This is a genomic window from Rhizorhabdus sp., from assembly GCF_018006725.1.
Classification (GTDB): domain Bacteria; phylum Pseudomonadota; class Alphaproteobacteria; order Sphingomonadales; family Sphingomonadaceae; genus Rhizorhabdus.
On the sequence record NZ_JAGMXV010000066.1, the window covers coordinates 1 to 22019 of the forward strand.

Below are 22019 nucleotides of genomic sequence, written 5' to 3' on the forward strand. Positions count from 1 at the left end.
CTCATGATATCGGCCTATCGGCGCTGAGCGGCATCGGGACCAGCGTCATTCCGCGGCCAGGTCCTGAAGGGCGCTGATCGCGACCGCGAGCTGGCGGGCCTCTTCCGGCCCCCCTTTGTGGACGATGCCGACGACGCAATCTTGCGCGTCGACGACCGGCCCACCCGACATGCCCTGGGCCAGTTCTTGACTGACCTCGACCCTCTGGACACCGCCCTTGATCGGGAGCGAGGTGACGGAGCCGCCGCGCACGTTCAATTTGTCGCCGGGGCCGAAACCTGGATAGCCGAACGCCGTCACGACGGCGCCGACGGCAACGGGATGTGTGGCCACAACCAGCTCGAAATAATCGGTCGTGGGGATCGCATGGCCCAGCAAGGCGAGGTCGCGATGCTCACACCGCTTCGCGACGGACACCTTAAACTGGTTCGACGGTTTGGAGGGATGATAGACTGTGAAGTCGCTCTCACCCTCGACGCAGTGAGAGGCTGTGACCAGGCCGATATCCTTGAGGAAAAAGGCCGTGCCCTGCTTGCCGCCATTGGCCGAATGCTCGACGATCCACACGGCCCGGTCACGCTGCTCCTCGACCGTCGGCGCGAGCCTGATCGGCCGCGCCGTGAAACTCTTGTTGAAGCGCATCGCCAACGACCGCACGACGGGATCGGTCAGGCCCTTCAGGTGGGTGACATAGGCGATTTTGCCGCGCAGATGCTCGGCGATGACACCCTTGCCGCCGGCGTCGGTATATTTCTGCTGCGCATCGCCAAGCCCGAGCGTCTCTACCGAGTGAAGCAGGGCACGGATGTGGCGGACATAGCGCCGGTCGACATTGAGGCTAGCGTTGATCTTCACCCCGGTTACGATGCGCCGGGAGTTGCGATCGGCATAGTGCGCCTTGTCCGGGTTCACGACAAAGCCATTGCCAGCGAAGACATTGCGGAGCGTCGGGGCAAGGGTATCGGGCGAGAAGCGGCCGACTGCAGGCAACGCACCTTCGAACAGCGGCGCCGGCGGTTGATAGCTCGAGAAGGTGATGTCGTCGGCGTAGCGCGTGTAGATCGAGCGCGCGGCCTTGGCCACGCGGAGCAACTCGGTGTCGAGCCGGAAACAGATCATGTTGGACAGGACCGGGCTGGTCGGTGCGCCCTGCGGCAGATGGTCGTTCACGCAACACAGCCGCGCGATGATCTCGGCCACCCGGTCATCGACGGCGAGCGCCCCGAGCAAGCCCTTAACCCTGCTTTCGGTGATCGTCGGGAAAAAATCCTTCAGATCGAGATTGACGACGAACCGCCGCCGGCCATGGGCTTCGGCATTGGTCTTGACCGAGCGCTCCGGAACGAAGCCGTGGACGGGGTTACGCACCCGATACAGCTGGTCGAGCAGCGGCGTGAGCTTGCTCTGCAGGATTTTCAGCCGCTTGTCGGGAGCGGTGATCTGCCGGATCTTGCCGCCACCCTTGGCGATGTCGAAGCGCTCATACATGCGCCCGCGATACCACCAGATCTTCTTCAGCTCCTTGGGCCCAAGACCGAGATGCGCGAGCAGGCTGGCTTCGTCGGCGAGTTCTTGGGGGATTTGGAGGGGGAAGTGCTTGCCGAAGATACGCGCAACCGACACGAGGTCTCCCTTCCAATCACGCCAGTCGCCCATTAACGGGCAGCGCGCTCGATGTGTCTAGACTTTCGCTCTTAGGCCGCAGTTGCACAGCCCGTATGCGAAGGGAGACCCCGTTGGACGGTTGATTAACAGCTACCCTGGCATCGGTCTAGCGAGAGGCGATTACTGCTGTCACGAAAGTGATCCGAAGCATCTTTCCATCGTGCCAAATGCCCGGTCAGCAATGGCTCAACTCACGCCGTTCCAGTGTAGCACTGTGACGGTCACAACGAAGATCACGAGGTATTACGTGCTATACCGGAGAGGTCGGTGTGACGTGAACGGCCTATTCGGCCGGAATCGGACATTCACGGTGTTGCTTGCGAACATCGGAAATGTCCCAATGTCAGTCGTTAGGTCCGGACTCAGAACTGGATGAACGAATGGCAGGTTTCGGGATCATGCCGAGCTAGGCTAAACGGCCAATCATGGGGCGCTTTGCTGACACGCCGCGCCGCAAATGCACAACAGCAGCTTCTGTCGGTGCCGGTGGCCAACGGTGGTGAAAAACTGCCGATCTTCCCGTTCATCAAGCGGAAGCTTTCGGCTTCCTGCGTCCATCATCGGCTCCAGCAACGGCCAAGGAGGTAAGCTGGCACATTTCACGCACAGTGAAGCTACGCAGCAACGACAATTCATCCGCCTGGTTTACCCTCCGTCTCCCAAACCAGAGGCCGAAAGAGCTCAGGGGGCTTCTGGCTCGCGTATAATGAAACCGCCAATTTGACTTGCGACAAAGTCGTTTGAATTAGTTCGACGTTGACCTTGGCCTTCTTAATCGCGGCAACGATCTGCCACGGTTTGAATGTCTCTTTGATCGGCAGCCGGGTCAGCCTGCCGTCATTGATTTGCCTCGACACGATGGCAATAGGAAGTGCGGTTACGCCGACAGCCTCACTTGCCAGATGTGCACACGTTATGATGCTGAAGCCGACATCCATCCAGTGATTGGGCCGCAATCCGTCCAGATTCTGGACCCCATGCCACTCAAAATACTCGCGCATCTTCTCGTAACGATAGGATGATCGACGAGACTGAATAATCGGTAAGCGAGCGAGATCTTGCACTGTTTCGGGCATTCGCTCCGCAACCAGCGATGGAGCGGTCACCCATTCAATTGGAAATTCGCACAATGGCACAGAGTAGAGAGAAGGTTCGGTGACCGGACCGATCGCCAGCGCGACGTCGATCGAATCCTCGCGCACAGCTTCCATCAATTCATTGGCTCGCCCAGTCGTGATGTGGGCTGACAGATGGGCGCGCTCCATTTCTGAAAGCAGTTGTGGAAGCCATGACAACGCGATCACGTCGGACAAGCCAATGCGGATCGAGTCTCGCCCGAGCAGCGTATCTCGTGCATCGGCCTCTATATCGTTGGCGAGGTTCACCATCGCCTCGCATTTCGGGAAGATGCGGCGACCAGCGACGGTCAACTCGAATGTACGCCCCATCCCGGTATAGAGCTCAACGCCGAGATCACGCTGGAGCGTCGCCAGTCGCATTGAGACGACAGGCTGGCCAATGCGCAAATGTCTTGCCGTTTTCGTCACGCTCTTGAGCGTCGCGAGCCAATAGAAAGTTTCGAGAAAGCGCACGTTCACAGTGATGGCTCTCCTGCCTGCCGCATACATATATCAATAAATCTGATGGCATGCGTCACTTTTTTGAAGGTTGAGGGGGCGTGCCATTGCCCCGACATTGCTTTCTCTCGGTGCAAGGCTGGCGCCATCGTGAATCCCCCAAGCGCCGTGCAGGAGGGCGAAGTGACCTTGGTTTTTCGTGAATCGTCCGCATTCGTGTGCAGTGCGGTAGCGCATTCTGCTGGCTGGGACGTGGCGGCGCGCAGTGCCAGGGAAAGGCCGTTTGCGCGCCGCGCCCATTTGACGTCGATCGCCTCTCCCACCGGGGAAGTGGGTCAGTGAGCGACCGCCCCGTCGTCAAAATCGCGTTGCGTGATTGGGAGTTTCTGACCCCTTTGCTGCTCGGCGACATTCGATCAGAGCGGATAGATCTCGTCATCGACAGAGTGACGGCCCCTAACTTGCCCCATGCTGGGCAAAGCGACTTATATGATGCGGCGGAGGCATCTTTCAGCCGTTACGTCCAAATCCGGGCGGCAGGGGATCTCAGCTTGGTGGGGATTCCCAACTTCATCTTGCGTGGCTTTAGGCACCGCTGCGTCATTACGCTCAGCGGCAGTCCTCTCGAAGCACTTGCACAACTCAAGGGCATGCGGATCGGCCTTACTGGTTGGCAGGATTCTGGCAACAGCTGGACAAGAGCAGCAGTGCGACGTGAGGGAGTACAGATCGAGGATGCAGCCTGGTTTGTGGGGCGTCTGTACCCTCATGGGCCTCATCGCTGCCTTGGCCAGGTGTGTGTTTTCGAGAAATTGAGGATCTAAACGCGCAGATTGAGCTATCGGTCGCTTGGGGTAGCGCGCATCTAGCGCCCATTGTCGAGCATTTCGTAGATCTGGCGCGCAATTATGCGGCAAAGCGCGATTGATTTTTACGCTTGGAAGACTGCCGGGGAGAGACAGTCCCATTCAAGGGAATCGGACGAAGAAACGCAGCCGGGTTATAAATTTTGCTGTTCCGGTATTCGTAACGTCTGGCCGACGAAAATATCATTCGGATCGTCTAGCTGATCGCGATTAGCGTCGAAGATCAGGTTGCCGAGTGTCATATCTCCGTAATAGCGCTTTGCGAGTTTGCTGAGACTTTCTCCTTGTTCGACTCGATGTCGGGCGATCACAGTGCCGGTCGCCGCTGCTGGAAGTCGGGTTGCATCGAGCTTTCTAGCCACAGCAGCGAGAGTCGCCGGCCGGTAAAGTTTTTTCTCAGGAATGTCGTTCGCGGCCGCTTTCCAGCGCCGTAGCGTAGCGGGTGCTAGTTGCCAGAGGTGCTCAGGACCGGGGCGGTCAGTTTTGAGCAATTGGGTAAAGCTGAAAGTCCGCTTCTTTACATTAACCAGCGGGGCCAGTGGATCGGGTTCGAAACGGTGGATCCGGGAACCGCGGCCAACGTCGAGCCTAAGCCCTGCCATTTTGGCTCCCTTCACGACCCAACTGAGAGCGCCGTCCGATAAGCCGCGAATGTCGCCGCCACCACCGACGGCGCCATGCACCCCCGGGAACCAGCGTTCCTGATATGGGGCATCGTCGGCCTCTGAAGTATAGCCTTTGTCGCGATTGAGATTCGTCAGGTCACCCAAAAGTGTTGCCGGAAACATTTTCCGTCGCTCATCTATTGCGACCGCATGCCGTGCGTTCTCCACGAATGACGTGAGCTCAGCATCGTGGAAGCGGTGCTTGCGATTGATCCAGCTGCTCCCGGGAAGGAAGGCGGGGATGCCGAGCGCCGATACGGTGTCCCACAGCCCGAGATAGCGGACCGTGAGACACGGCGCGTCCCCGGTGACATAGCCTTCGACATTAGCCACCCGCCACGCATCATCTTCGGCTCCGATGCAGACGCCCGCCGCATAGGTTGCGCGAAATCGGCGTAGTGCGTCAGCGGCACCGTCTGCTTGCCTTAGGCGCCTCTCATAAAGCGACAACGCTTCATCGATTCTCTCGGCGTGTAGCCTGCTGAGCGGCCCGACATGGCGGAGGAAGCCGACGAACGTGCGCGCACTAAAAGCTCCACGCGAAAAGCCGAACACGTAGATTTGGTCTCCTGGGTCGTAGTTGAAGATCAGAAAACGATATGCCTCACGGATATTGGCGACGAGACCAGAGCCGAACATACCCCCCGACACCGTTTCCAGCCGATCTGTGCCAACGCCTTCGTCATAATGAATTATTTGCGCGATCCCGTTCGGGGTTATCCGTTCGATGCTGGCGGCGGTGAGCACGACATTTGTCGGCGTATCGGCGCTAAGCTTGTTCCAGGTTCCGTCAAAGCAGAAAACAATGCGCTTCATATCATGTGCATCCATACTCGGTGACTAAGGCACCCCATCGGACCAAGGCTTGGCCTGTGTCATCGCATAACCGATCAGGCCCGCATCGATCGAACTAGGCGTCGCCGCCAGGAAAACCTATTGGCTCGATCGGTATTCGGCATATGACGACTGAAGCGCTCGCGCTTTCGCAGCGAGACGGTCATCATAACGGCATGCTCGCGGACGTCGCGGCGCCCAAATATGGAAGATGCCCCCGCACTTCCTTTCCCCTTCGAAAATCATCGAACCGGATTTCGGCGAGCGGTTCAAGTCTCGGTAAACTACATTATCCAAAACGGATCAATCTGATCTCGCCGCTACGGCAGGGCGGGATTTACGCCTCTCTATGACTGCAGGATCTGGTCTAACCCTGAGTTGAAGTCCGGATCGGTACGAGCCACTTTCGAAATATGCCTTGGGGAAGGCGAGGGGGGAATGATGCGGAAATCGCTGTCAGCCTGCATTGCGCTTTTGAGCGTTGCCTTTCCATCGCTCGCTGGAGCCACGGATGTGCTCCCCGTCGACCGGGTGAAGCGTGGCGTGTTGGTCCGAGAGGACCCGACCACCGACTCCGTAGCCCTTGGTTCGATCGCACCGGGCGGCCGCGCAACCCTGCTTGAGGAAGTGCCGGGGTGGTATCGGATCGAGCTTCCTGATGGTCGCACGGGCTATGTCAGCAAAATCTGGACGGAGATCGGTGCTCAGGCGCTACTGGCCGCGCCCAGCGGTGGCTTCAAAATTCACGTTATCGACGTTGGTACCGGACTCGCGGTCTTCGTCGAGGGGCCAGGCTTTACACTGCTGTATGACGCCGGCAGCCAGGACGACCTAGCGAGCGAAAATGACAACCGGGTTGTCGCCTACATCAATAAAGTGCGGCCCGGCCTAACCACGATCGACCATCTCGTTCTGAGCCATCCGCACAAGGATCATCTGCAGCTGCTGCCGGACGTCTTCGACCGGTATAAGATCCGCAACGTCTGGAACTCGGGCGCGATCAACAAGACGCAAGGCTATTGTCGTTTTTTGCGCAAGGTCGCCGCCGAGACCGGCGTGCAATATCATGACGCGATCTCCTCGAGCGGCGCCTATCAGGCGAGCTTTTCCGGCAGCAGCTGCTCCGGGACAGTGAGCATCCCGCGCGCTGCCATGATGACGGCGGCACCGGTGCAGCTCGGGTCTGGCGCCCGCATGTCGATCCTCTACCGCAACGCCGAGAAGCATAGCGACCCTAACGAGAACACGGTGGTCGTCCGCCTCGATCTCGGATCGCGGCGCGTCCTGCTTGCTGGCGATGCAGAGGGAGGCGGCCGCCTGGCACCGTCCACCCCGCCGTCAGCGGGCTCAATCGAGGCAGAACTGATCGCCAAACCCCCTGCCGAGTTAAAAGCCGACGTTCTCGTCGTTGGACATCATGGGAGTCTCACATCGTCGCGCACGGCGTTCCTCGATGCGGTTCAAGCCAAGACATTCCTCATTTCGTCAGGCCCATTTCCCTACAAGAAGGTTCGTCTGCCCGATGCCGACGTCGTGGCCGAACTCGGGCGCCGCGGCACGGTGTGGAGCACGGCGACCGACGACGAAAACTGCGGCGAGGTGGAGGCCAAGATTGGGCCCGATGCCGATGAAAGCCCGGGCGGCTGCAACAACATCCTCGTCACCGTAGGCGCCGATGGCGCTCTGAGCACCGCCTACAACAAGATCGCCGACTAAACGGATCGGAGAAACGCGACATGACAACCGCTGCGCCAGTCGTTGACACCGGCACGGCCGATGAACCGCCGGAGGAAGGTATCGGCCTCTGCCTGTCAGGCGGCGGATATCGCGCAATGTTGTTTCATGTCGGTTCGCTATGGCGCCTGCACGAAGTCGGGCTCCTCAAGCAGATCAAGCGCATATCCAGCGTGTCAGGGGGCTCGATCACCGCTGCGAAATTGGGCTTGGCCTGGGATGAGATCGGCCCAGGCGGCGATGTGGCCGGCTTCCACGAGCATGTCGTCAAACCGATCCGATCGCTCGCATCGCGGACGCTCGACGCGCCTTCGATCATAACGGGCATCCTTCTGCCGGGGACCATAGGCAAATACCTCGCCGATGCCTATGACAAGCACCTGTTCAAGGGGGCCACGCTACAGGGCTTGCCCCATGAGCCACGCTTCGTGATCAACGCGACCAATCTAGAAACGGCTACCTTGTTTCGGTTCTCGAAGCCCTACGCCCGCGATTATCGGGTCGGCGAGATCCGGCAGCCTACCTTCCGTCTGGCCGACGCAGTCGCTGCCTCGTCGGCCTTCCCTCCGGTCCTATCGCCCTTCTTGCTCGATGTTGAGCCCTCCGATTTTTCAATCGCCGAGCCGGGCGTCAGCGACAAATTCCGGCAAGAGATCAGCCTGACCGATGGCGGCGTCTACGATAATCTCGGGCTGGAAACGGTCTGGAAGAATTACAAGACGGTCCTGGTGTCGGACGGCGGCGGACGCATCGCCGATGACGCCTCGCCGCCGGGCGATTGGGCCGGAGGCGCCAAGCGCGTGCTGGACGTGGTCGATCATCAGGTGCGAAACCTACGCAAACGCCAGCTTCAGGGCTCGCTTACGGACGGCGCCCGCGATGGCGCTTACTGGGGAATCCGGTCGAACATCGCCAAATTCCGCCTGCCGGTCACGCTGCCTTGTCCGGCGGATAGGACCCTTCGCCTGGCTGAGACGCCAACACGCCTCAAAAAGCTCGATGACCTCCTGCAGCAGCGCCTTATCAACTGGGGCTATGCGGTCTGCGACGCAGGGCTTCGAGCACATGTGGACCCAACCATTTCGGCGCCTGGTGCATTTCCATATCCGGAGGCGGGCGTGGGCTGACACCGGACCCGGCAGCCAGCGTGGCGTTACAAAAGTTGGCTTTCCATCTGTGCCGATCACGCGCAGCATCGCGAAATCGAGTCTTGTTCAGGAGATGGTGATGAAAGCTCTTTCCTTTATCGTCGCTGCAGCCCTTGCTGTCTCAACGGCCGCGCCACTCGCAGCAGCTCCCTGCCGGGACGCCAAGGGCAAGTTCATCAAATGTCCCGAGAAGGCCCCGGCCAAGAAGCAGGTCTGCAAGGACGCGAAGGGCAAGTTCGCCAAGTGCGGGACGCCGGGCGCCAAGCCCGCCTAAGCGGCAGCCACGCCCTTCGATTTTTCACCTTCGCGCGCGGTGCGGAACTGATCGTCTGTCCTTCGGCGCCAGCCGTCCGCAGCGGGCGTCGCTTGACGGTGTTCTCTTTTTGTTCTAGTAGTAATTCATCCTATGAGTCGGCTCGGGAATAGGTGAATGCAGCAGGATCTGCGTTTGCGGGCAGCAGCCCGCGCTGTTTATGATGCTGTTTATCCGACCGACGAACTGGCGCCGGTCGGTTTCGACCAAGCCGAGCAATATGGGACCATCCATTACCGACGTTGCGTTGCGGCCGCGCGGGCCTGCTTTCTTGTGAAGGCTGACATGGGTGAACAGCTGTCGCTGATCTAATGCGCCACGCGGTCGATATCGCCGCCTTCCGCTATTGTAGACCGCCTTCGGGTTCGCGTTTTTCCAGATCTTCAATCCGCTTCAGGATACGGACCCAGGTCCGATGACCCTCCTGGTCGTTTGCGGCCAGTAGCTCATCGGCGCGCTGCGCCGCGTGAAACCATGCCACATCGCCGTGTTGGCGCATCACTTGATGGGCGCAGGCCCAGATTTCCCAGTCTTCGATCACTGATCTCATTTATGAGGAGGACGACGCAGATGCGACGCAATTCTGATCTCATCCGCGCGATCCTGCTGGCCATTGAGAAGGATGATCGCTGCGAGGTTCTGCATATTCCCGATATCGACGGCTATCCCGACGAGGCCGTGCATTTTCACGCGCGACTTCTCGTCGAGAAGGGCTTCCTCAAGACCTATTTCCCTGAACGAACGGGCCGGCAGCCTTGGACCTGCATCCGGCTGACCTGGGAAGGATATGATTTCCTCGATGCGATCCGTGACCCTGTCGTCTGGAGATCGGTGAAGCGTGTTGCATCCAGGGCTGGCAGCTGGTCGATCGAGACCCTTGCCGCAGTCGCAAAGGCTATGGTTGTCGCCAGGGTGGAGGCGCTTGGCCTGGCCGCCTGAAGATCGTCCGATCTCTCGGGCGCGGAGGACATCATGCCCGTCAAACAAGCCATCCAGGCCGTGCAATATTTGAGGATGTCGACCGAGCGGCAGGTCTATTCCACCGCCCGCCAGGCCGATCGGATTGCGGCCTACGCGCTGATGCACGATTTCAACGTCATCCGCACCTACGCCGATGAGGGCAAGAGCGGTCTGCATCTGAAGGGGCGGGAAGGATTGCAGCGCTTGCTCGCGGACGTGCTGTCCGAGGATCGCGATTTTCAGGCCATTCTCGTCTACGACGTCAGCCGGTGGGGCCGCTTCCAGGATACTGACGAGGGCGCGCATTACGAGTTCCTGTGCCGGCGCGCGGGGGTGTCGGTCCACTATTGTGCGGAGGCGTTCGAGAATGACGGTAGCCTGACAGCGGCCGTCATGAAGAGCCTGAAACGGGTAATGGCCGGCGAGTTCAGTCGTGACCTGTCTGACCGCGTCTTCTCCGCACAATGCCGCCTTGCTGCCATGGGATTTAAGATGGGTGGCGCGGCAACCTACGGGTTGCGGCGCCTGCTGATCGATCAGCAGGGCAATCCACGGGTGATTTTGAAGCACCGCGAGTACAAGATCTCGGGCACTGATCGGGTCCGCCAGGTCGAGAGCAAGGCGATCGCTGTCCTCGCGAAGCCCGGGACGCCCCGGAATCGCAGATTGAGGGAATTACTTTGAGCAAGGAAGCAACGAACAAGGGCTCGCGCAATGCGCCGCCCCGCGCAAGCGCCATGGTCGAAGCGCTACGGGGTCTCGGCTATTCGCCGGCGACCGCTATTGCCGATATCATCGACAACAGTGTTGCCGCGGGCGCCCGGACGGTCTCGATCCACTTCGGATGGAACGGCATCAACAGCCATATCCTCATTGTGGACGATGGCCGGGGCATGGATGAAAACCAGCTCGATGTCGCCATGAGGCTGGGCGAGAAGAGTCCTCTTGATGAGCGGGACGCCAGCGACCTCGGCCGCTTTGGCCTCGGTCTGAAAACTGCATCCTTTTCGCAGGCAAGGCGGCTCACGGTCGCATCCCGGCGCAACGGCGTTACCAACACGCTCCGCTGGGACCTTGATATTCTCCTCGCTGACCGGAGCGGTAGATGGTCGCTCCTGGAGGGGCCTCACCCGGGGTCGGAGAAGAACTTCGAATGCTTGAACGAGCTGGAGAACGGGACCGCCGTACTGTGGGAGAATCTCGACCGGATTGTCGCTCCTGGTCATGACGAGCAGGAATTTCTAGATGTCTCGGATCGAGTCGAGCGCCACCTCGCCATGGTATTCCACCGCATGATCGAGAACAGGCGGCTTCGCCTTTTGATCAACGGTCATTCAATTGCTCCCTGGAATCCGTTTCTCGAGGCGCGCCTCGATACATGGAGATCAGGCGAGGACCGGTTCATGGTCAACGGCTGTCTGATACGGACCGAAGCTTTCGTGCTTCCCCACAAGGATCGGCTCGACAACAAGACGTGGGAAGCCGCCGGGGGTCCCGATGGCTGGACGGCTCAGCAAGGCTTTTATGTCTATCGCAATGACCGCCTTCTCCTCGCCGGCAGCTGGCTCGGTCTGGGGCGCGGGCGCTCGTGGACCAAGGATGAACCATACCGGCTGGCTCGTATAACCGCCCGTGCTCGTCCAGAATCCGGCGCAGCTGATCCAGCAGCTCCGCATCGGACATTGCCGAACTGACGATAGGCCTGAGTGTCAGACACCACTATATTCCACTGCCGATCACCATGTTCGAAGCCCATCAGCCTCGCACATTCGGTTGGTGTCAGTCGACGGGGCCGATTATCCTGCTGCTCGACCAGGATTTCTGAACCGTCCTTATGATATCTGGCTGAGAGCGTCCGGGCGACATCGTGTGGCCCGAACAAACTGAACCCAAAGCCGTTGCCGGCGGCCTCGTGCTTTTTCCGATATGCCTGGAGGTAGTCCCAGAGCTTGGGCGTCAACGTGTACTTGGAGTCGATTTCGTTATGCGACTGGAAAATAGACCCTAGTTTCGGCCAGTCCGTTTCTTGTGGAATAGTCTTGTCGAAGCCCCGGAAGCTGAATCCCACGTCTTCCCGGAAGCCGACGATGAAAATACGTTCGCGCTTCTGGGGAACCCAGGGGGCTGAGCTGATAACACGGAAATCGATGCGATAATTGAGTTCGTCCTCGAGAATCCTGCGGATGACCTCGAAGGTCCTTCCGCGATCATGTCGCGTGAGATGCTTCACATTTTCCAGCAGGAACGCCGCGGGCTGATGATGCCGGATAATGCGTTCTATATCGAAGAAAAGGTTGCCCTGTTTCTCGTCATCAAAGCCGTGTTTACGGCCGAGCGAATTCTTCTTGGAAACTCCGGCCAGCGAGAATGGCTGACATGGAAAGCCGGCGAGCAGTACGTCATGCTCCGGGATGAGTTCCGGGTTGGCGCCGTAGGGCCTGATGTCACCAACCATGAGATGCTGGTCATCATCGCCGGGGAAGTTCGCTTGGTAAGTTCTTTGGGAATACTTGTCCCATTCGCTTGTGAAAACGCACTTGCCTCCAACAGCCTCGAAACCAAGTCTCAGGCCGCCAATTCCTGCAAAAAGATCGATGAACCTGAATTTTGGCTGTGGCTTTTCTACCATTCGGGATTGACGGATATCCCTGACTTTGTCGCGGACGAGTTTGGGAACCGGGCCACCGTCAAGGTACCGCTTTATCTGGCGACGGGATTTGCCTGTTTCCCGAGCGAACTCTTCCACACTCAGGCCCGAGCGGCGAAACTCCGCTTCGAAACCGCGGGTCAGGTCATGCATCAGGCACCCCATGGCTGATAAAGGGCGGACCGCCCTGGGTCAATTTCAGACATAATGGCAGGCGAATGTCCTAAGGACAAGTTTGTTCTATTTTTGTTCTTATTTCAGTAGTGGATAACTTTCCGTTCGGACCAGCGCTCGAATGCAAAGGCGCTATTTCGTGAGGTCGCGCCCGGCCTGATGGCTCTGCGCGGGGACGGAGCCCGACCTATGGACGATGCCTGATCCGGGTACCGAGGCTCTCCTGATGGCGCCCTGCCGGCATCAAGGGGATAACGCTCCCTATCGGCTCAGACAGCCCGAAATTATTTGTCAGCGGGCTGTCCGCGCGTGACTTTTACCCCACAGCCAGCATTCGTCGCGCATTTGATGATGGAACATGCGCGCATCACCTACCGCAAGGCCCAGTCGTCGCGCTCCTGCAGCGAAGCCGGTCAAAGCGCCCTCGCCGAGTTCTCCGTCGGCCACACCGTCATGATTTACGCAAAGCGCCGTTAGCATCGGTAGCCCGCGCGCGTGGCAAATATCGAGCAGGCGATCCAGGTGGCCGTTTGGGCCATTCATTTGGTGTCGCGCTTGCGACCAAGCGACGTTGCTCGCCGCCGCCAAGGCGCCATAAGTTGTGCAAACCTGACCGATCGCGGCCCTTTTCAGATGCTCGAGTGAGCGATTGAAGTCGAGCTTGTGTTTCGCCTGTGAGCGTCGCGCGCGCTCCTCAAGCAGTGCGCCATAGAAAGGCGCCGATGTCCCGCCTTTGCTTTCATAGTTTCGGATCCAGCTGTCGATTTCCGCGTCGGTCTTCGTCTCAACGTTTGTCATGCAAACCCCTCCCGACTGCGCACGCCCCGCGCCCTCGCACCGTCCTGCGGCATCCACGTTCAAATCCGACACGGCAAATGCCCTGTCCTGGACTCATGCCGACCTCTGGATCCCAACAGGGGCGAAGTTCGCTGTCATGGCTTACTCGAGCTATAAAGATCAAACGTTCAACAGTGTGCCAGGCGCTGCGTTTTGCTCCATTCTGGATGGCATTAGGGCCCGTGCTGCGGCTAGGGCCTCTCGAGAGTCGGGGCCGCTAAGGGGCGAGTGCGGTTTTACCCGTAGAGGTTACGCGTTAATACACAAGCTTGGTTACTTGGTGCAGCTATCGACTGACAAAATGATAGAAACTGGCGCTTGCCTCGCAAGACTTTGACAGAAGTACCAGATGTTTTTTCGGTTACGCCTTCGCTGCAATGGGGGCAGCGGCGAGGTAACTGTCGTCAGTATTCAGCTAGCGCTTGTTCCACAGTCGGTGTCCTAGTAGCGGTGGCGAACCGTGCTTCTTTTTTGCCCTGTCTGCGCCGGCATTCTTGCCTTGAGGAAAGCGCAGGCGCTTATTGTCACGGGTGTAGGGCGTTTGGCCCGGTCGAGTTTGGCGCATTGAATTCTCTGCTTGGCGAGGAGAAGAAAACACCATGGAGCACAGGGAGGCGGTGGGTTCATGTTACGGCGCGGGAGAAGGTCCGCGGATTATGGTAGTGGGCTATTCCCATCATGCTGACGTGGATCATGAGAACGTCACAATCGAGACCGCGCAGCTCGCTTCAACCGGGCAGATGCAGAAGTTTCCGTTTTTCGCGAGGCTACCGACCTACCTGAATCTGGACCGTGCAGATTTCTGGCAGCAGGTCGTTTTTCTGAATTTCGTTCCGACCGCGATCGGGGACGCCTCGCGGCGCTACGCCTGGGCGTCGCGCGAGATGCACGAAAGAGGATTCGAGCGTCTCAAACGAATGATTGCAACACACAGGCCAACCCATATCTTCGTCGTGACTCCAAAACCGGATGCTGACCACTACGCCCCCTTTCGGATACGGGATCTCGGGCCATATTCCGCGCAGCGGTTCGACGCGGCCGGCCGACCTGTGAAGATCCTTGACGCTTCCGTAGAAGGGCATCGAACGCGCATTACCATCCTCCCTCATCCTCAAGCAGCTCGCACGAATCAGATGCGGGCGGCATTCTCGCACGCGCTTTCGGGTTAGCTACTCGTGTCTGGTATTTCTTCGCTGAAGGTCCTTGCGGACAGTCAACTTGAACACGTGCTTCTCGCTCTCCGGAGCGGTGATCGAGCGTTCAATGTTCGTGACGTACTTGATCCATGGTGGTGCTTTGAACGCGGTCAACCTTTTGTAGCCAGGCGTCGAGATGGGGGCCGTGCTGCAATTCAGTTCAACAAGCCGTGTGCCTGGGAGCTGCGTGATATCCTGCCGCATTTCGACTGGATGTCCGATGGCGCGAAGGTGCTGATGGAAATGGGAGAGGCTGCAAGGATTGAGGATCGAAAGAGCCACCCGAAGGAGCTCAGTCTCGTCGTCGATCATTCCGTTCCTCTGGCGCACATCTGCAATGCTCTGTGGGCCGATCGTGGCTCGTGGCGACTTGAAAATTTGCGCGACTTTCTTGGTCGCTGCTTCAGACGGGCTGTCATCACCTATGACGAAAATCGTCGCCTGGACACATTCGGGCTCCGTTCGAAAATGCCGCGCGGCTGGCGTCTGGATGACGACCCCTTCGCGCGCTATCGCGAAGCCCATATCGTCGGTGCACCGAAGGAGGGCAGGTGAGGCTCTGCTTCGGGAGCGACATTAGCAGCGGCGCGGGGCGCATCACAGGAGGTTATCCCGGAGTGGACGAAAGCAGCTTTCTGTTTGGTGACGCATTGGTCGCAGGGCTCCAGGCTGTCGCACGCGGCAAGGATGCGAGAATCGCAACGGCATTCTGGAGCGCAAAAGGTGTCAAAGTCCTCTTTGGAGCACAAGGCGTGGGAGATACCAGGCTGGTGTGCGACATAGCTATGGGCTCTACATCTGCTGATGCGCTCAGGGCGTTGGGTGCGCCACGTAACGAGCTCCTGCGCCACTATGAACGTCTGCACAGCAAGGTCTTCCTTTCTGAACAAGGCCTGGTGGTAGGCTCCGCAAATGTGTCGCGCGCTGCGCTGGGTGCCGACGGTGACCCGGCAATGCAGCTTGAGGCGGCGGTTTTTCACCCCCCGGGCTCATCTGTGTGGATCGCGGCAAGAGCCTGGTTCGATGAATTGTACAAGAATGCTACGCCCGTGGGGCAGGCAGAGATCGATCGAGCCGGGATTGTCTACCAGCCGCCGGCTTCCAGCATTATGGCGGCTGCACCACGAACCGGATCGTTGCTCGACATCGTGTCAGCGGCGCCTGAGCGGTTTGCGAAAATCAGCTTCGTTGTCACCGGAGCGAAGGCGACCGAAGAGGAAATTATAAAGGCTCGCATTTCAGCCAGGACTTTGGTCACGGGCATTTCCCACAGGGCAATTGAGACTTGGCCAGCGAACAGCATTTTTGCCGGATGGGGTGGCGATCAGGTTCGCGATCGCTGGCAGAGAATCTTTATTGAGTTTTGGCTTGGAAGGCGGACTGTAAGTGTTTTTGGTTATCGGGGCGAAGTGTTCGATGCCGCAAACGGGTCGGTCCTCGGACGCCAGGACTGGGCTTTGGTAAGACGGACTGTAGGCACGGCGTTTCCCGACCGCAGCTTGATCGGTTCGGTGGACGGCCCGCTCGCGCGTCAGCTGGTCAAGTCTGGCGAGGGCGCTCTATTTGCCGATGGTGCGGAACTGGCTACTGAAATTGCCAGGATCAGGTCCTCAAATTGAGCGAATTCATGTGTCTCTCCGGCTCATTGTACGGGATCCAGATTGACGCGCGCATAGTTTACAGACGCAAAACTCTCATGCTTGTGATCTCTGGGACTTGAACCTGGGAGGCTCTGCTGCTGAGATTGAGCAGCATCGCCGTTTTGCGCGCTGGCTGGCCTTGAAGTGGTCGCGACGGTTCTCTATTGGTATTGGGTCAGTTCCGGACACCAGCATCGTCCGGATTGAAAAACCGTGAGAGACGCTGTCCAGTCACCACCCCTTGTCGAGCCAATCCGGTGAATAGAAGCGGACATCGTCGTCCATCAGCCGCAACCGCTTGACCTGCTCTGCGGTAGCGCTGCCCGAGAGGCTCCGTTCCAGCCGGAGGCGGTAGTCCTCGGCCCAGGCCAGATAGGGAGCGAGGTCTAATATGGGTGCTGCCCTCGCCCAATAGGCAAGCAAGCGATCGACCCGCTCCAGTTCTCCGAGTTTTTCTGCCTGCCGGTTGAGGAACTGCGCCCGATATCCGTCGACCCGCGCGTGAGCCTCGGCTTCGCGCCGACGGCGATCCCGCTCCTCCGATTCCGCCTGTTGTCGGGCACGCTCGAGATCCCGCGCCTTCTTCGCGTCTGCCCAGACCTGCAGGCTTGCGAGAATGGCGGGCAGCAGCGCCTCGAGGGTCTGGGTCTTGCCGTCACCGAAAGTCCGCCGCAGCCCGTTGCCGATCCAGTGATCATCAAGGCGCAGGAGTAGCTGTCCGTTTGGCACATGATCGTACTCGGGAATACGCGGCGGCCACGGTGAATAGCCGATCCCCCGGGCGTGGCGCTCGAGCCTGCGCTGGTAATCGGTCCACTCGGCTTCCTCCCTCGAGGTGCGGACGTGGGGCACCCGGTCGGTCTTTTCCTCAATCCTGAAGCCGATGGCTTCACCATCGGGGACAAGGACAAGGCCCTGTTCATGGTCGCCAATTGCCCATCCCTGCGCTTCGATGACTCTCACAAGCTCGTCAAGGAAGGCGATCGCTCGGTCGACAGTGGTGGGGGCGACGGTCACCCGAAACTTGCCGGCGCCACTGCTGCTGGTGGTCACATCCTTTGTCGCCCGGTTTAGTGCCTTGCTGGTCGGCTTGACCCGCTTGTGGAGTTCGGTGGGCGTGGCGGCTGGCGCGGGCTGCGCCGCGGGGGCTGCCGCCGTCTCGGCAGCTTTGGCCTTGATCCGGCCACCACGTCCGAGCCCGGGCGCGGGGCGCCCGATGGCATGGTCGCCCGCGTCGAGCTTGTCGGCCGCAGGGTAGGGTGGTGTCTCGGCGCCGCGCCCGACGGCGACCCGCTGCCAGTGGCCAAGCGGTGGTACCGGTAGCCCCAGCCGCTTGCACAGCGAGACGATGTAATAGGCGGTGGTGTCGTGGTCGGCGGCGATCTCGATCATCGGCTTCGACCAGACGGCGTCGAACAGGGCGCGACGGGTGATCCGGGCGGCGGTGGGCGGGTCCTGGGGCATACCCCAGCCTAGCCTTCGAAAGCCCCGCCGGGGAGTTCAGCCGGCCGTGAAAATGGCTCCGGCTACAGGGGCTTGGGGAGCCGGTTTATCGTAATACCCAATATCGATGGCTACCTACTTCTGGCTATCATCCATTGTCGGCAAGCGCATGCGTGCATAGCTTTCGACCGCGCTATGTGGAGTCCGGCCTGAACCACGAAAGCGATAGCCGTCTTCGATCAAGCCGGAGAGATAGTACCGGTTGATAGTGAAAATCCAATAGAACATCGCCAGGCCAAACGTGACCATCGCCGTCAGCCAGACGATGAAAAACCACTTCCACGCGCCGCGAAATAGCATCGGCAGCGGACCGAAAAAAAAGGTGGTCCAAGAAAACCCTAAAGGGGCGGATCTAATTCGCCCGTTGTGCGGATTCTCCATATGCGCGACGTCGTAAGCCATTGATCTCCCCTGTTTGCCCTTATCTTCCATATCATGGGAGTCGGTGTGTACAAGCCGCGAGTTATCGCGCTCTGGCAAACAACATCCAATTCGGAGAAAAATCAGCCATAAGCTGCCCGCGCCCTTAGCAACAATTCTATTGACGCCGGTATTGGCTTCACCGTGATAAATGTACCGGATCTCAAAGCTAGATCAATTAGCTACTATTAGCGCCGGCGCGGCCGCCAACCGGCGTTAATTGCCTCAGCAGTGCTGCAGAACCAACGCTCACCATCGGCGGCATCTATGCGGACATCGTTATAGCCCTTCTCCCCGGGCTGATGGAAGATTCTAGCGCCCTTTGCGTTGATATTGCCCTTTATCGCGCAGGTAGGATTAGGTGACGAAGGAGCGGAAAGCTTCTCGCGTTTCGCGCGTCGGAAGGCGGCCGGCTCCAGAAAGCGCATCGTCCAGAGACCACGGTGCGCAGCGCGTGCGGCGGCTTGCTCAGGAAGATAGCGATCCGAATAGCGTGTGAAGGCAACGGCCCAGCCAGCGACGACCATGGAAGCGCCGACATCGCGGCCCTTCACGAAGCAGGTCCCTATAGGTCGTTCATATCGATCGATACTGGTTACAGAGCATTGTACCGATGCGGTCCCAATGATTTCCCGCAATGTCGAGCTTGCCTGACGCCCGCAAGCAATTTCAGCTGTGCCTTGCTGGCATCGTTGATCCCGTTCGGGCGCGTCGATCCCAGATATCCGGATAGATGTATTGCCAATCGCTATTGTGTCACCATCGACGACGCGCGCCGGGCCGCTGAGATGGGCTCCGACTATAACCGACGATGCGGCAAAAGCCAAAAGGCCAAATGACATCAACACTCTTTTGATTTGTCTCACACCATTGGTTTGTGCGTGAAAGCAGATGTGGAAAATCGGCGGCGCGTACGTAGCTCCCCCCGTTAGTGTTCGATGGATCCCACCCGCAAGCGCTTTTCGTTGAGTTGTATGGTCATGCGCTTGGGAGCCGTTGGCGTAACAGCTACCCTTGCCCCTTGCGAGGCGACCCGATTTTGCTTTGGCAGCGCCAATACAACGGGTTGGCGCGGACCTTCCTGCTCGGCCTCGTAGACGTGGCGAACTTTTTTGAGTTCGAGCATGCAGCGTAGTTTGGCCATTGGATCGCTTGTCTGGCAGACCAAATCATATTGCTGTTGCAACCAGTAGGACACGGCCTCTGGCCTGGCGCCCACGAGAAACTCGACCCGCCGGTTGTAGGCCATATTCTGATCGTCGGTATTGGGATAAATCGGGAGACTTTCTCCGAACCCGATGCTCCAAATCGTATAGGATCGCGTACGTGATCCGACGAGTGCGGCCGTCACGGCCTTGGCGCGAGCCACCGAAAGATTGTGATTATAATCTTCTCCGCCCCGACTATCCGTATGACCAGCGACAAACACGTTGACGTCGGGCACATCGCCATCGAGCATTTTGGCCATCGCGGCGATGATTGGGTATGCTGAGGGAAGGACCTCAGCGCTTCCAGTGTCGAAGAACGTGCTTTCGGGAAAGACGATGCGCAACACGGGAATGTCGTGCCGAAAGTTCGCCGGCATGTTTGCCGCGGGCACTGTGTAATCGAAAAACTGCGGCGCCGGGAATATGCGGTAACTCTCTACAAATCGTCTCAATCGTTGATATCGAGTCTGATGTTCGAGCGACAGCGCCTCGTCGGCCGACATATATTCCACAGTTTGCGCGACGGCCTGCTGCCCCAGCAGCGACACGAAAAGACATGTTAGGGCAATTCGCCTAATAAGGGTCAGCATACATCGTCCGGGCTTGTGCCACGACAGCCAAGAGGGCCGGATCGGCAGGGTCGAGAAATTCGATTTCGTACCAGTTGTGCAAACCTTCAGATTGGCGAACCCTATAGCGCACCATGGATGTCAGCGAACCGACGGATATATGGGCAGAGCAACTCCGCTGATTGTACCCGCTCTCGAGTTCGCTGAAGTTCGAAGTTTGTACGATGCTTGCCACACGCGCAGCGTCATAGCCCTTTTCATTACCTTGCATCGCGATTGTTCGAGCAAGCCCAACCGCCGTATTGTCGCATTCGGGAGACATATTGAAGGCTGAGCAGCCCGAGAGAGTTGCCATCATGCCGACAAGCGGGCCCAGAACGAGGCGAGGGATCATGATGTGGACAGCCTCAGATAATGACCACGTCAGAATCGCGGATATTCATTTTCTTGAGCTGATCGCCAGTGACCCAGCTATCTCCAACTAAGCAAACAGCCTCGCTTCCTGATGCCGCTCCCTGGCCGTTGACAGCCATATCCGTCTGAAGACGTCGACACTTTATCACCTTGAGCTTTGACGAGGCCAACTGAACGCCGGAGGCAGTCTGAGGAACCAGCGTGTCATAGGCGACCCATTGATCGCCAACGAGGCACATATTGTCCGTCCGACAGCGATAAGACCCCTTATCTCCGACGACTACGGGAACGGGTGCGGAAGGCGATACGGCCGTTTGAATGAGATCGCCTTCTCTACCGCGCCAAGACCGGCTTTGGGACTGGCCTAAATTAGCGGCGTCGAGCTGAGCCTGACGGACATAAGCCTTATCCTTGTCGCTCGCGACTTTCATCAAGATCGCGCATAGGCCGACGCCCGCAGCGCCTCCGATAAGCGCGCCCTTTTTTGTATTGCCGGCCGCAGCGCCGATCAAACCGCCGAGAATCGCGCCACCAGCCACGGACATCACACATTTGCCGATCGCGCGATCGACATGGGTCTTGCCTTTGAGAGTGCCTGCCGTGCCGCTTTGCCAGGTCGAGACTTCAGGGGAAGCTGCGGTGACGACGACAGGCGCAGATGCTACCGCAATCGCGAGCATTGGGATTGCGAACGGGAGAGCTCGGTTATAGGACGTCATCATATTAGTTCCCTGTCGCCGGATCACGGCGCTTAGCGTCGAATTTCAGATCGCCGGCTGTTCCGACAAAGATTACCGGATCATAGATTCGACCTGTCAGATGACCGGCCGTGTCAGTGGCCTCGATGGCTCTCATGCCGCCAAATGGCCCATCTGGTAGAGGCTGTGGCTCGCTGCCGGGTTTGGTGCGCCATAGCTGGCCTAGGCCTCCATTTGGGTTGCCGCGAATAGTGCAATGGTCTTCGTCAGAACAACTCATCTGACCTTCGACGGGCGTAGAGCGCACGCCCTTGGAGGCCGAATAGGAAATCCACGAATTGACCAGCTCGCCGTTCGCCGTGGAAGCAACGCGGAGATCCAGCGGGCTGCGAACATCGGGTGCCAGCGGAATATCACCGGTGTAGAGCCGCAGCTGCGTCGGAGCTGGCTTCAAGGCATCTGGCGAGAAAGCACCGATCTGACGCAGGTTCGCACGCGACTGTAGGAAGAACGCGGTCAAAAAGGGCTCTTCAAACGGCCTCAGCGCCGGTCCCGATAGCACAAGATAAGCTTCGCTTTGGCCGAGATCAGTGCCCGTTTGTTCGCCGGTCGCCAAGCCCGCAACCCGGGCTTCCTCATGCGACGCGAAACTCTGCGAAATGCTTTTCGCAGGGTTCGTGAAAATGAAAAGGCGTCGGGCGGTAGCTCCGGTCGACGTGCCGGGACCGATCGCGCGAACGATCTTTACGAGCCCTGAATCCGGGAAGTTGTCAGCCAACGATGGGGACTTGCCAGCCTTCAGCTGAACGAGGGCGACGATTAAGCTCTTGCGAAACTGGTCACGGGCCTCTCGCAATTTCGACTCAGAGTCTGAACCAAAATACCGCGAGATCGCGCTATCACCGCCGTTAGCGATTGCAGCACTTTGCTCTTCTTTGGACATGCCGGGCA

General features: G+C 58.9%; 23 protein-coding genes and 1 pseudogene. 11 read left to right on the plus strand and 13 right to left on the minus strand.

Annotated elements, in window-relative coordinates; all coding sequences use genetic code 11:
* Nucleotides 1–45: 45 nt before the first annotated feature.
* Together KAY22_RS11170 and KAY22_RS11175 are read right to left on the minus strand one after the other, a co-directional pair.
* A complete protein-coding gene (locus KAY22_RS11170; RefSeq protein WP_296623346.1) occupies nt 46–1623 on the minus strand; it encodes a reverse transcriptase domain-containing protein in 1578 nt (525 codons plus the stop codon).
* A gap of 674 nt (nt 1624–2297) precedes the next feature.
* Nucleotides 2298–3263, minus strand: coding sequence for a LysR family transcriptional regulator (locus tag KAY22_RS11175; RefSeq protein ID WP_296623349.1), 966 nt, complete (start codon nt 3261–3263; stop codon nt 2298–2300).
* 317 nt (nt 3264–3580) lie between these two features.
* Between KAY22_RS11175 and KAY22_RS11180 the strand changes: the two genes are divergently transcribed.
* The gene (locus KAY22_RS11180; protein ID WP_296623352.1) at nt 3581–4066 is read left to right on the plus strand and encodes a hypothetical protein; all 486 of its coding nucleotides are present in this window, start codon (nt 3581–3583) and stop codon (nt 4064–4066) included.
* Between the two features lie 176 nt (nt 4067–4242).
* Here KAY22_RS11180 and KAY22_RS11185 read toward each other — a convergent pair whose 3' ends face one another.
* Complete coding sequence (locus KAY22_RS11185) at nt 4243–5589, minus strand: DUF2235 domain-containing protein (protein ID WP_296623354.1); 1347 nt, start codon at nt 5587–5589, stop codon at nt 4243–4245.
* Nucleotides 5590–6045: 456 nt separating this feature from the next.
* Here KAY22_RS11185 and KAY22_RS11190 point away from each other — a divergent pair, with 456 nt between their 5' ends.
* The 4 genes from KAY22_RS11190 (at nt 6046) to KAY22_RS11205 (ending at nt 9114) form a co-directional block, all read left to right on the plus strand.
* The gene (locus tag KAY22_RS11190) at nt 6046–7323 is read left to right on the plus strand and encodes an MBL fold metallo-hydrolase (RefSeq protein WP_296623357.1); all 1278 of its coding nucleotides are present in this window, start codon (nt 6046–6048) and stop codon (nt 7321–7323) included.
* 20 nt (nt 7324–7343) lie between these two features.
* Nucleotides 7344–8468 carry a patatin-like phospholipase family protein gene (locus tag KAY22_RS11195; protein WP_296623361.1) on the plus strand — a complete coding sequence of 375 codons (1125 nt, stop codon included), beginning with the start codon at nt 7344–7346 and terminating at the stop codon, nt 8466–8468.
* Nucleotides 8469–8517: 49 nt separating this feature from the next.
* Nucleotides 8518–8763 carry a hypothetical protein gene (locus KAY22_RS11200; RefSeq protein ID WP_296623364.1) on the plus strand — a complete coding sequence of 82 codons (246 nt, stop codon included), beginning with the start codon at nt 8518–8520 and terminating at the stop codon, nt 8761–8763.
* Between the two features lie 156 nt (nt 8764–8919).
* On the plus strand, nt 8920–9114 hold the full coding sequence (locus tag KAY22_RS11205; protein WP_296623365.1) for a hypothetical protein: 195 nt from the start codon (nt 8920–8922) through the stop codon (nt 9112–9114).
* A 31-nt stretch (nt 9115–9145) separates the two neighbouring features.
* Here the strand turns inward: KAY22_RS11205 and KAY22_RS11210 are convergent, their stop codons facing one another.
* Nucleotides 9146–9343 (minus strand): hypothetical protein, encoded by a 198-nt coding sequence (locus KAY22_RS11210; RefSeq protein ID WP_296623368.1) that lies wholly within the window; start codon nt 9341–9343, stop codon nt 9146–9148.
* 29 nt (nt 9344–9372) lie between these two features.
* Between KAY22_RS11210 and KAY22_RS11215 the strand changes: the two genes are divergently transcribed.
* Genes KAY22_RS11215 through KAY22_RS11225 form a run of 3 tightly spaced genes read left to right on the plus strand, consistent with a single transcriptional unit; the run spans nt 9373 to nt 11456 of the window.
* Nucleotides 9373–9741 (plus strand): DUF2513 domain-containing protein, encoded by a 369-nt coding sequence (locus KAY22_RS11215; RefSeq protein ID WP_296623371.1) that lies wholly within the window; start codon nt 9373–9375, stop codon nt 9739–9741.
* 33 nt (nt 9742–9774) lie between these two features.
* Complete coding sequence (locus KAY22_RS11220) at nt 9775–10446, plus strand: recombinase family protein (protein ID WP_296623373.1); 672 nt, start codon at nt 9775–9777, stop codon at nt 10444–10446.
* Between the two features lie 53 nt (nt 10447–10499).
* On the plus strand, nt 10500–11456 hold the full coding sequence (locus KAY22_RS11225; protein ID WP_296623375.1) for an ATP-binding protein: 957 nt from the start codon (nt 10500–10502) through the stop codon (nt 11454–11456).
* 47 nt (nt 11457–11503) lie between these two features.
* Here KAY22_RS11225 and dcm read toward each other — a convergent pair.
* Both dcm and KAY22_RS11235 read right to left on the minus strand, forming a co-directional pair.
* Nucleotides 11504–12574, minus strand: a pseudogene (dcm, locus tag KAY22_RS11230) (DNA (cytosine-5-)-methyltransferase); the annotation flags it as partial.
* A gap of 300 nt (nt 12575–12874) precedes the next feature.
* Nucleotides 12875–13381 carry a hypothetical protein gene (locus KAY22_RS11235; RefSeq protein ID WP_296623377.1) on the minus strand — a complete coding sequence of 169 codons (507 nt, stop codon included), beginning with the start codon at nt 13379–13381 and terminating at the stop codon, nt 12875–12877.
* A 701-nt stretch (nt 13382–14082) separates the two neighbouring features.
* Here KAY22_RS11235 and KAY22_RS11240 point away from each other — a divergent pair.
* The 3 genes from KAY22_RS11240 (at nt 14083) to KAY22_RS11250 (ending at nt 16235) form a co-directional block, all read left to right on the plus strand.
* Nucleotides 14083–14589 (plus strand): hypothetical protein, encoded by a 507-nt coding sequence (locus KAY22_RS11240; protein WP_296623379.1) that lies wholly within the window; start codon nt 14083–14085, stop codon nt 14587–14589.
* Between the two features lie 6 nt (nt 14590–14595).
* Entirely contained in the window at nt 14596–15171 is a 576-nt protein-coding gene (locus KAY22_RS11245) for a hypothetical protein (protein ID WP_296623380.1), read from the plus strand.
* Nucleotides 15172–15233: 62 nt separating this feature from the next.
* Entirely contained in the window at nt 15234–16235 is a 1002-nt protein-coding gene (locus KAY22_RS11250) for a phospholipase D family protein (protein WP_296623382.1), read from the plus strand.
* Between the two features lie 252 nt (nt 16236–16487).
* Here the strand turns inward: KAY22_RS11250 and KAY22_RS11255 are convergent, their stop codons facing one another.
* The 7 genes from KAY22_RS11255 to KAY22_RS11285 all read right to left on the minus strand — a co-directional run.
* Nucleotides 16488–17720, minus strand: a complete 1233-nt coding sequence (locus KAY22_RS11255) for a hypothetical protein (RefSeq protein WP_296623383.1) — start codon at nt 17718–17720, stop codon at nt 16488–16490.
* 114 nt (nt 17721–17834) lie between these two features.
* Nucleotides 17835–18161, minus strand: coding sequence for a hypothetical protein (locus tag KAY22_RS11260; RefSeq protein ID WP_296623386.1), 327 nt, complete (start codon nt 18159–18161; stop codon nt 17835–17837).
* A gap of 206 nt (nt 18162–18367) precedes the next feature.
* Nucleotides 18368–19021, minus strand: coding sequence for a thermonuclease family protein (locus KAY22_RS11265; RefSeq protein ID WP_296623388.1), 654 nt, complete (start codon nt 19019–19021; stop codon nt 18368–18370).
* Nucleotides 19022–19107: 86 nt separating this feature from the next.
* A complete protein-coding gene (locus tag KAY22_RS11270; RefSeq protein ID WP_296623390.1) occupies nt 19108–19935 on the minus strand; it encodes an OmpA family protein in 828 nt (275 codons plus the stop codon).
* Between the two features lie 25 nt (nt 19936–19960).
* Nucleotides 19961–20350, minus strand: coding sequence for a hypothetical protein (locus KAY22_RS11275; protein WP_296623394.1), 390 nt, complete (start codon nt 20348–20350; stop codon nt 19961–19963).
* A 13-nt stretch (nt 20351–20363) separates the two neighbouring features.
* A complete protein-coding gene (locus KAY22_RS11280) occupies nt 20364–21092 on the minus strand; it encodes a hypothetical protein (protein ID WP_296623396.1) in 729 nt (242 codons plus the stop codon).
* Between the two features lies 1 nt (nt 21093).
* Nucleotides 21094–22019 (minus strand): hypothetical protein (locus KAY22_RS11285; RefSeq protein ID WP_296623397.1); only part of this gene is annotated, 926 nt, incomplete at its 5' end.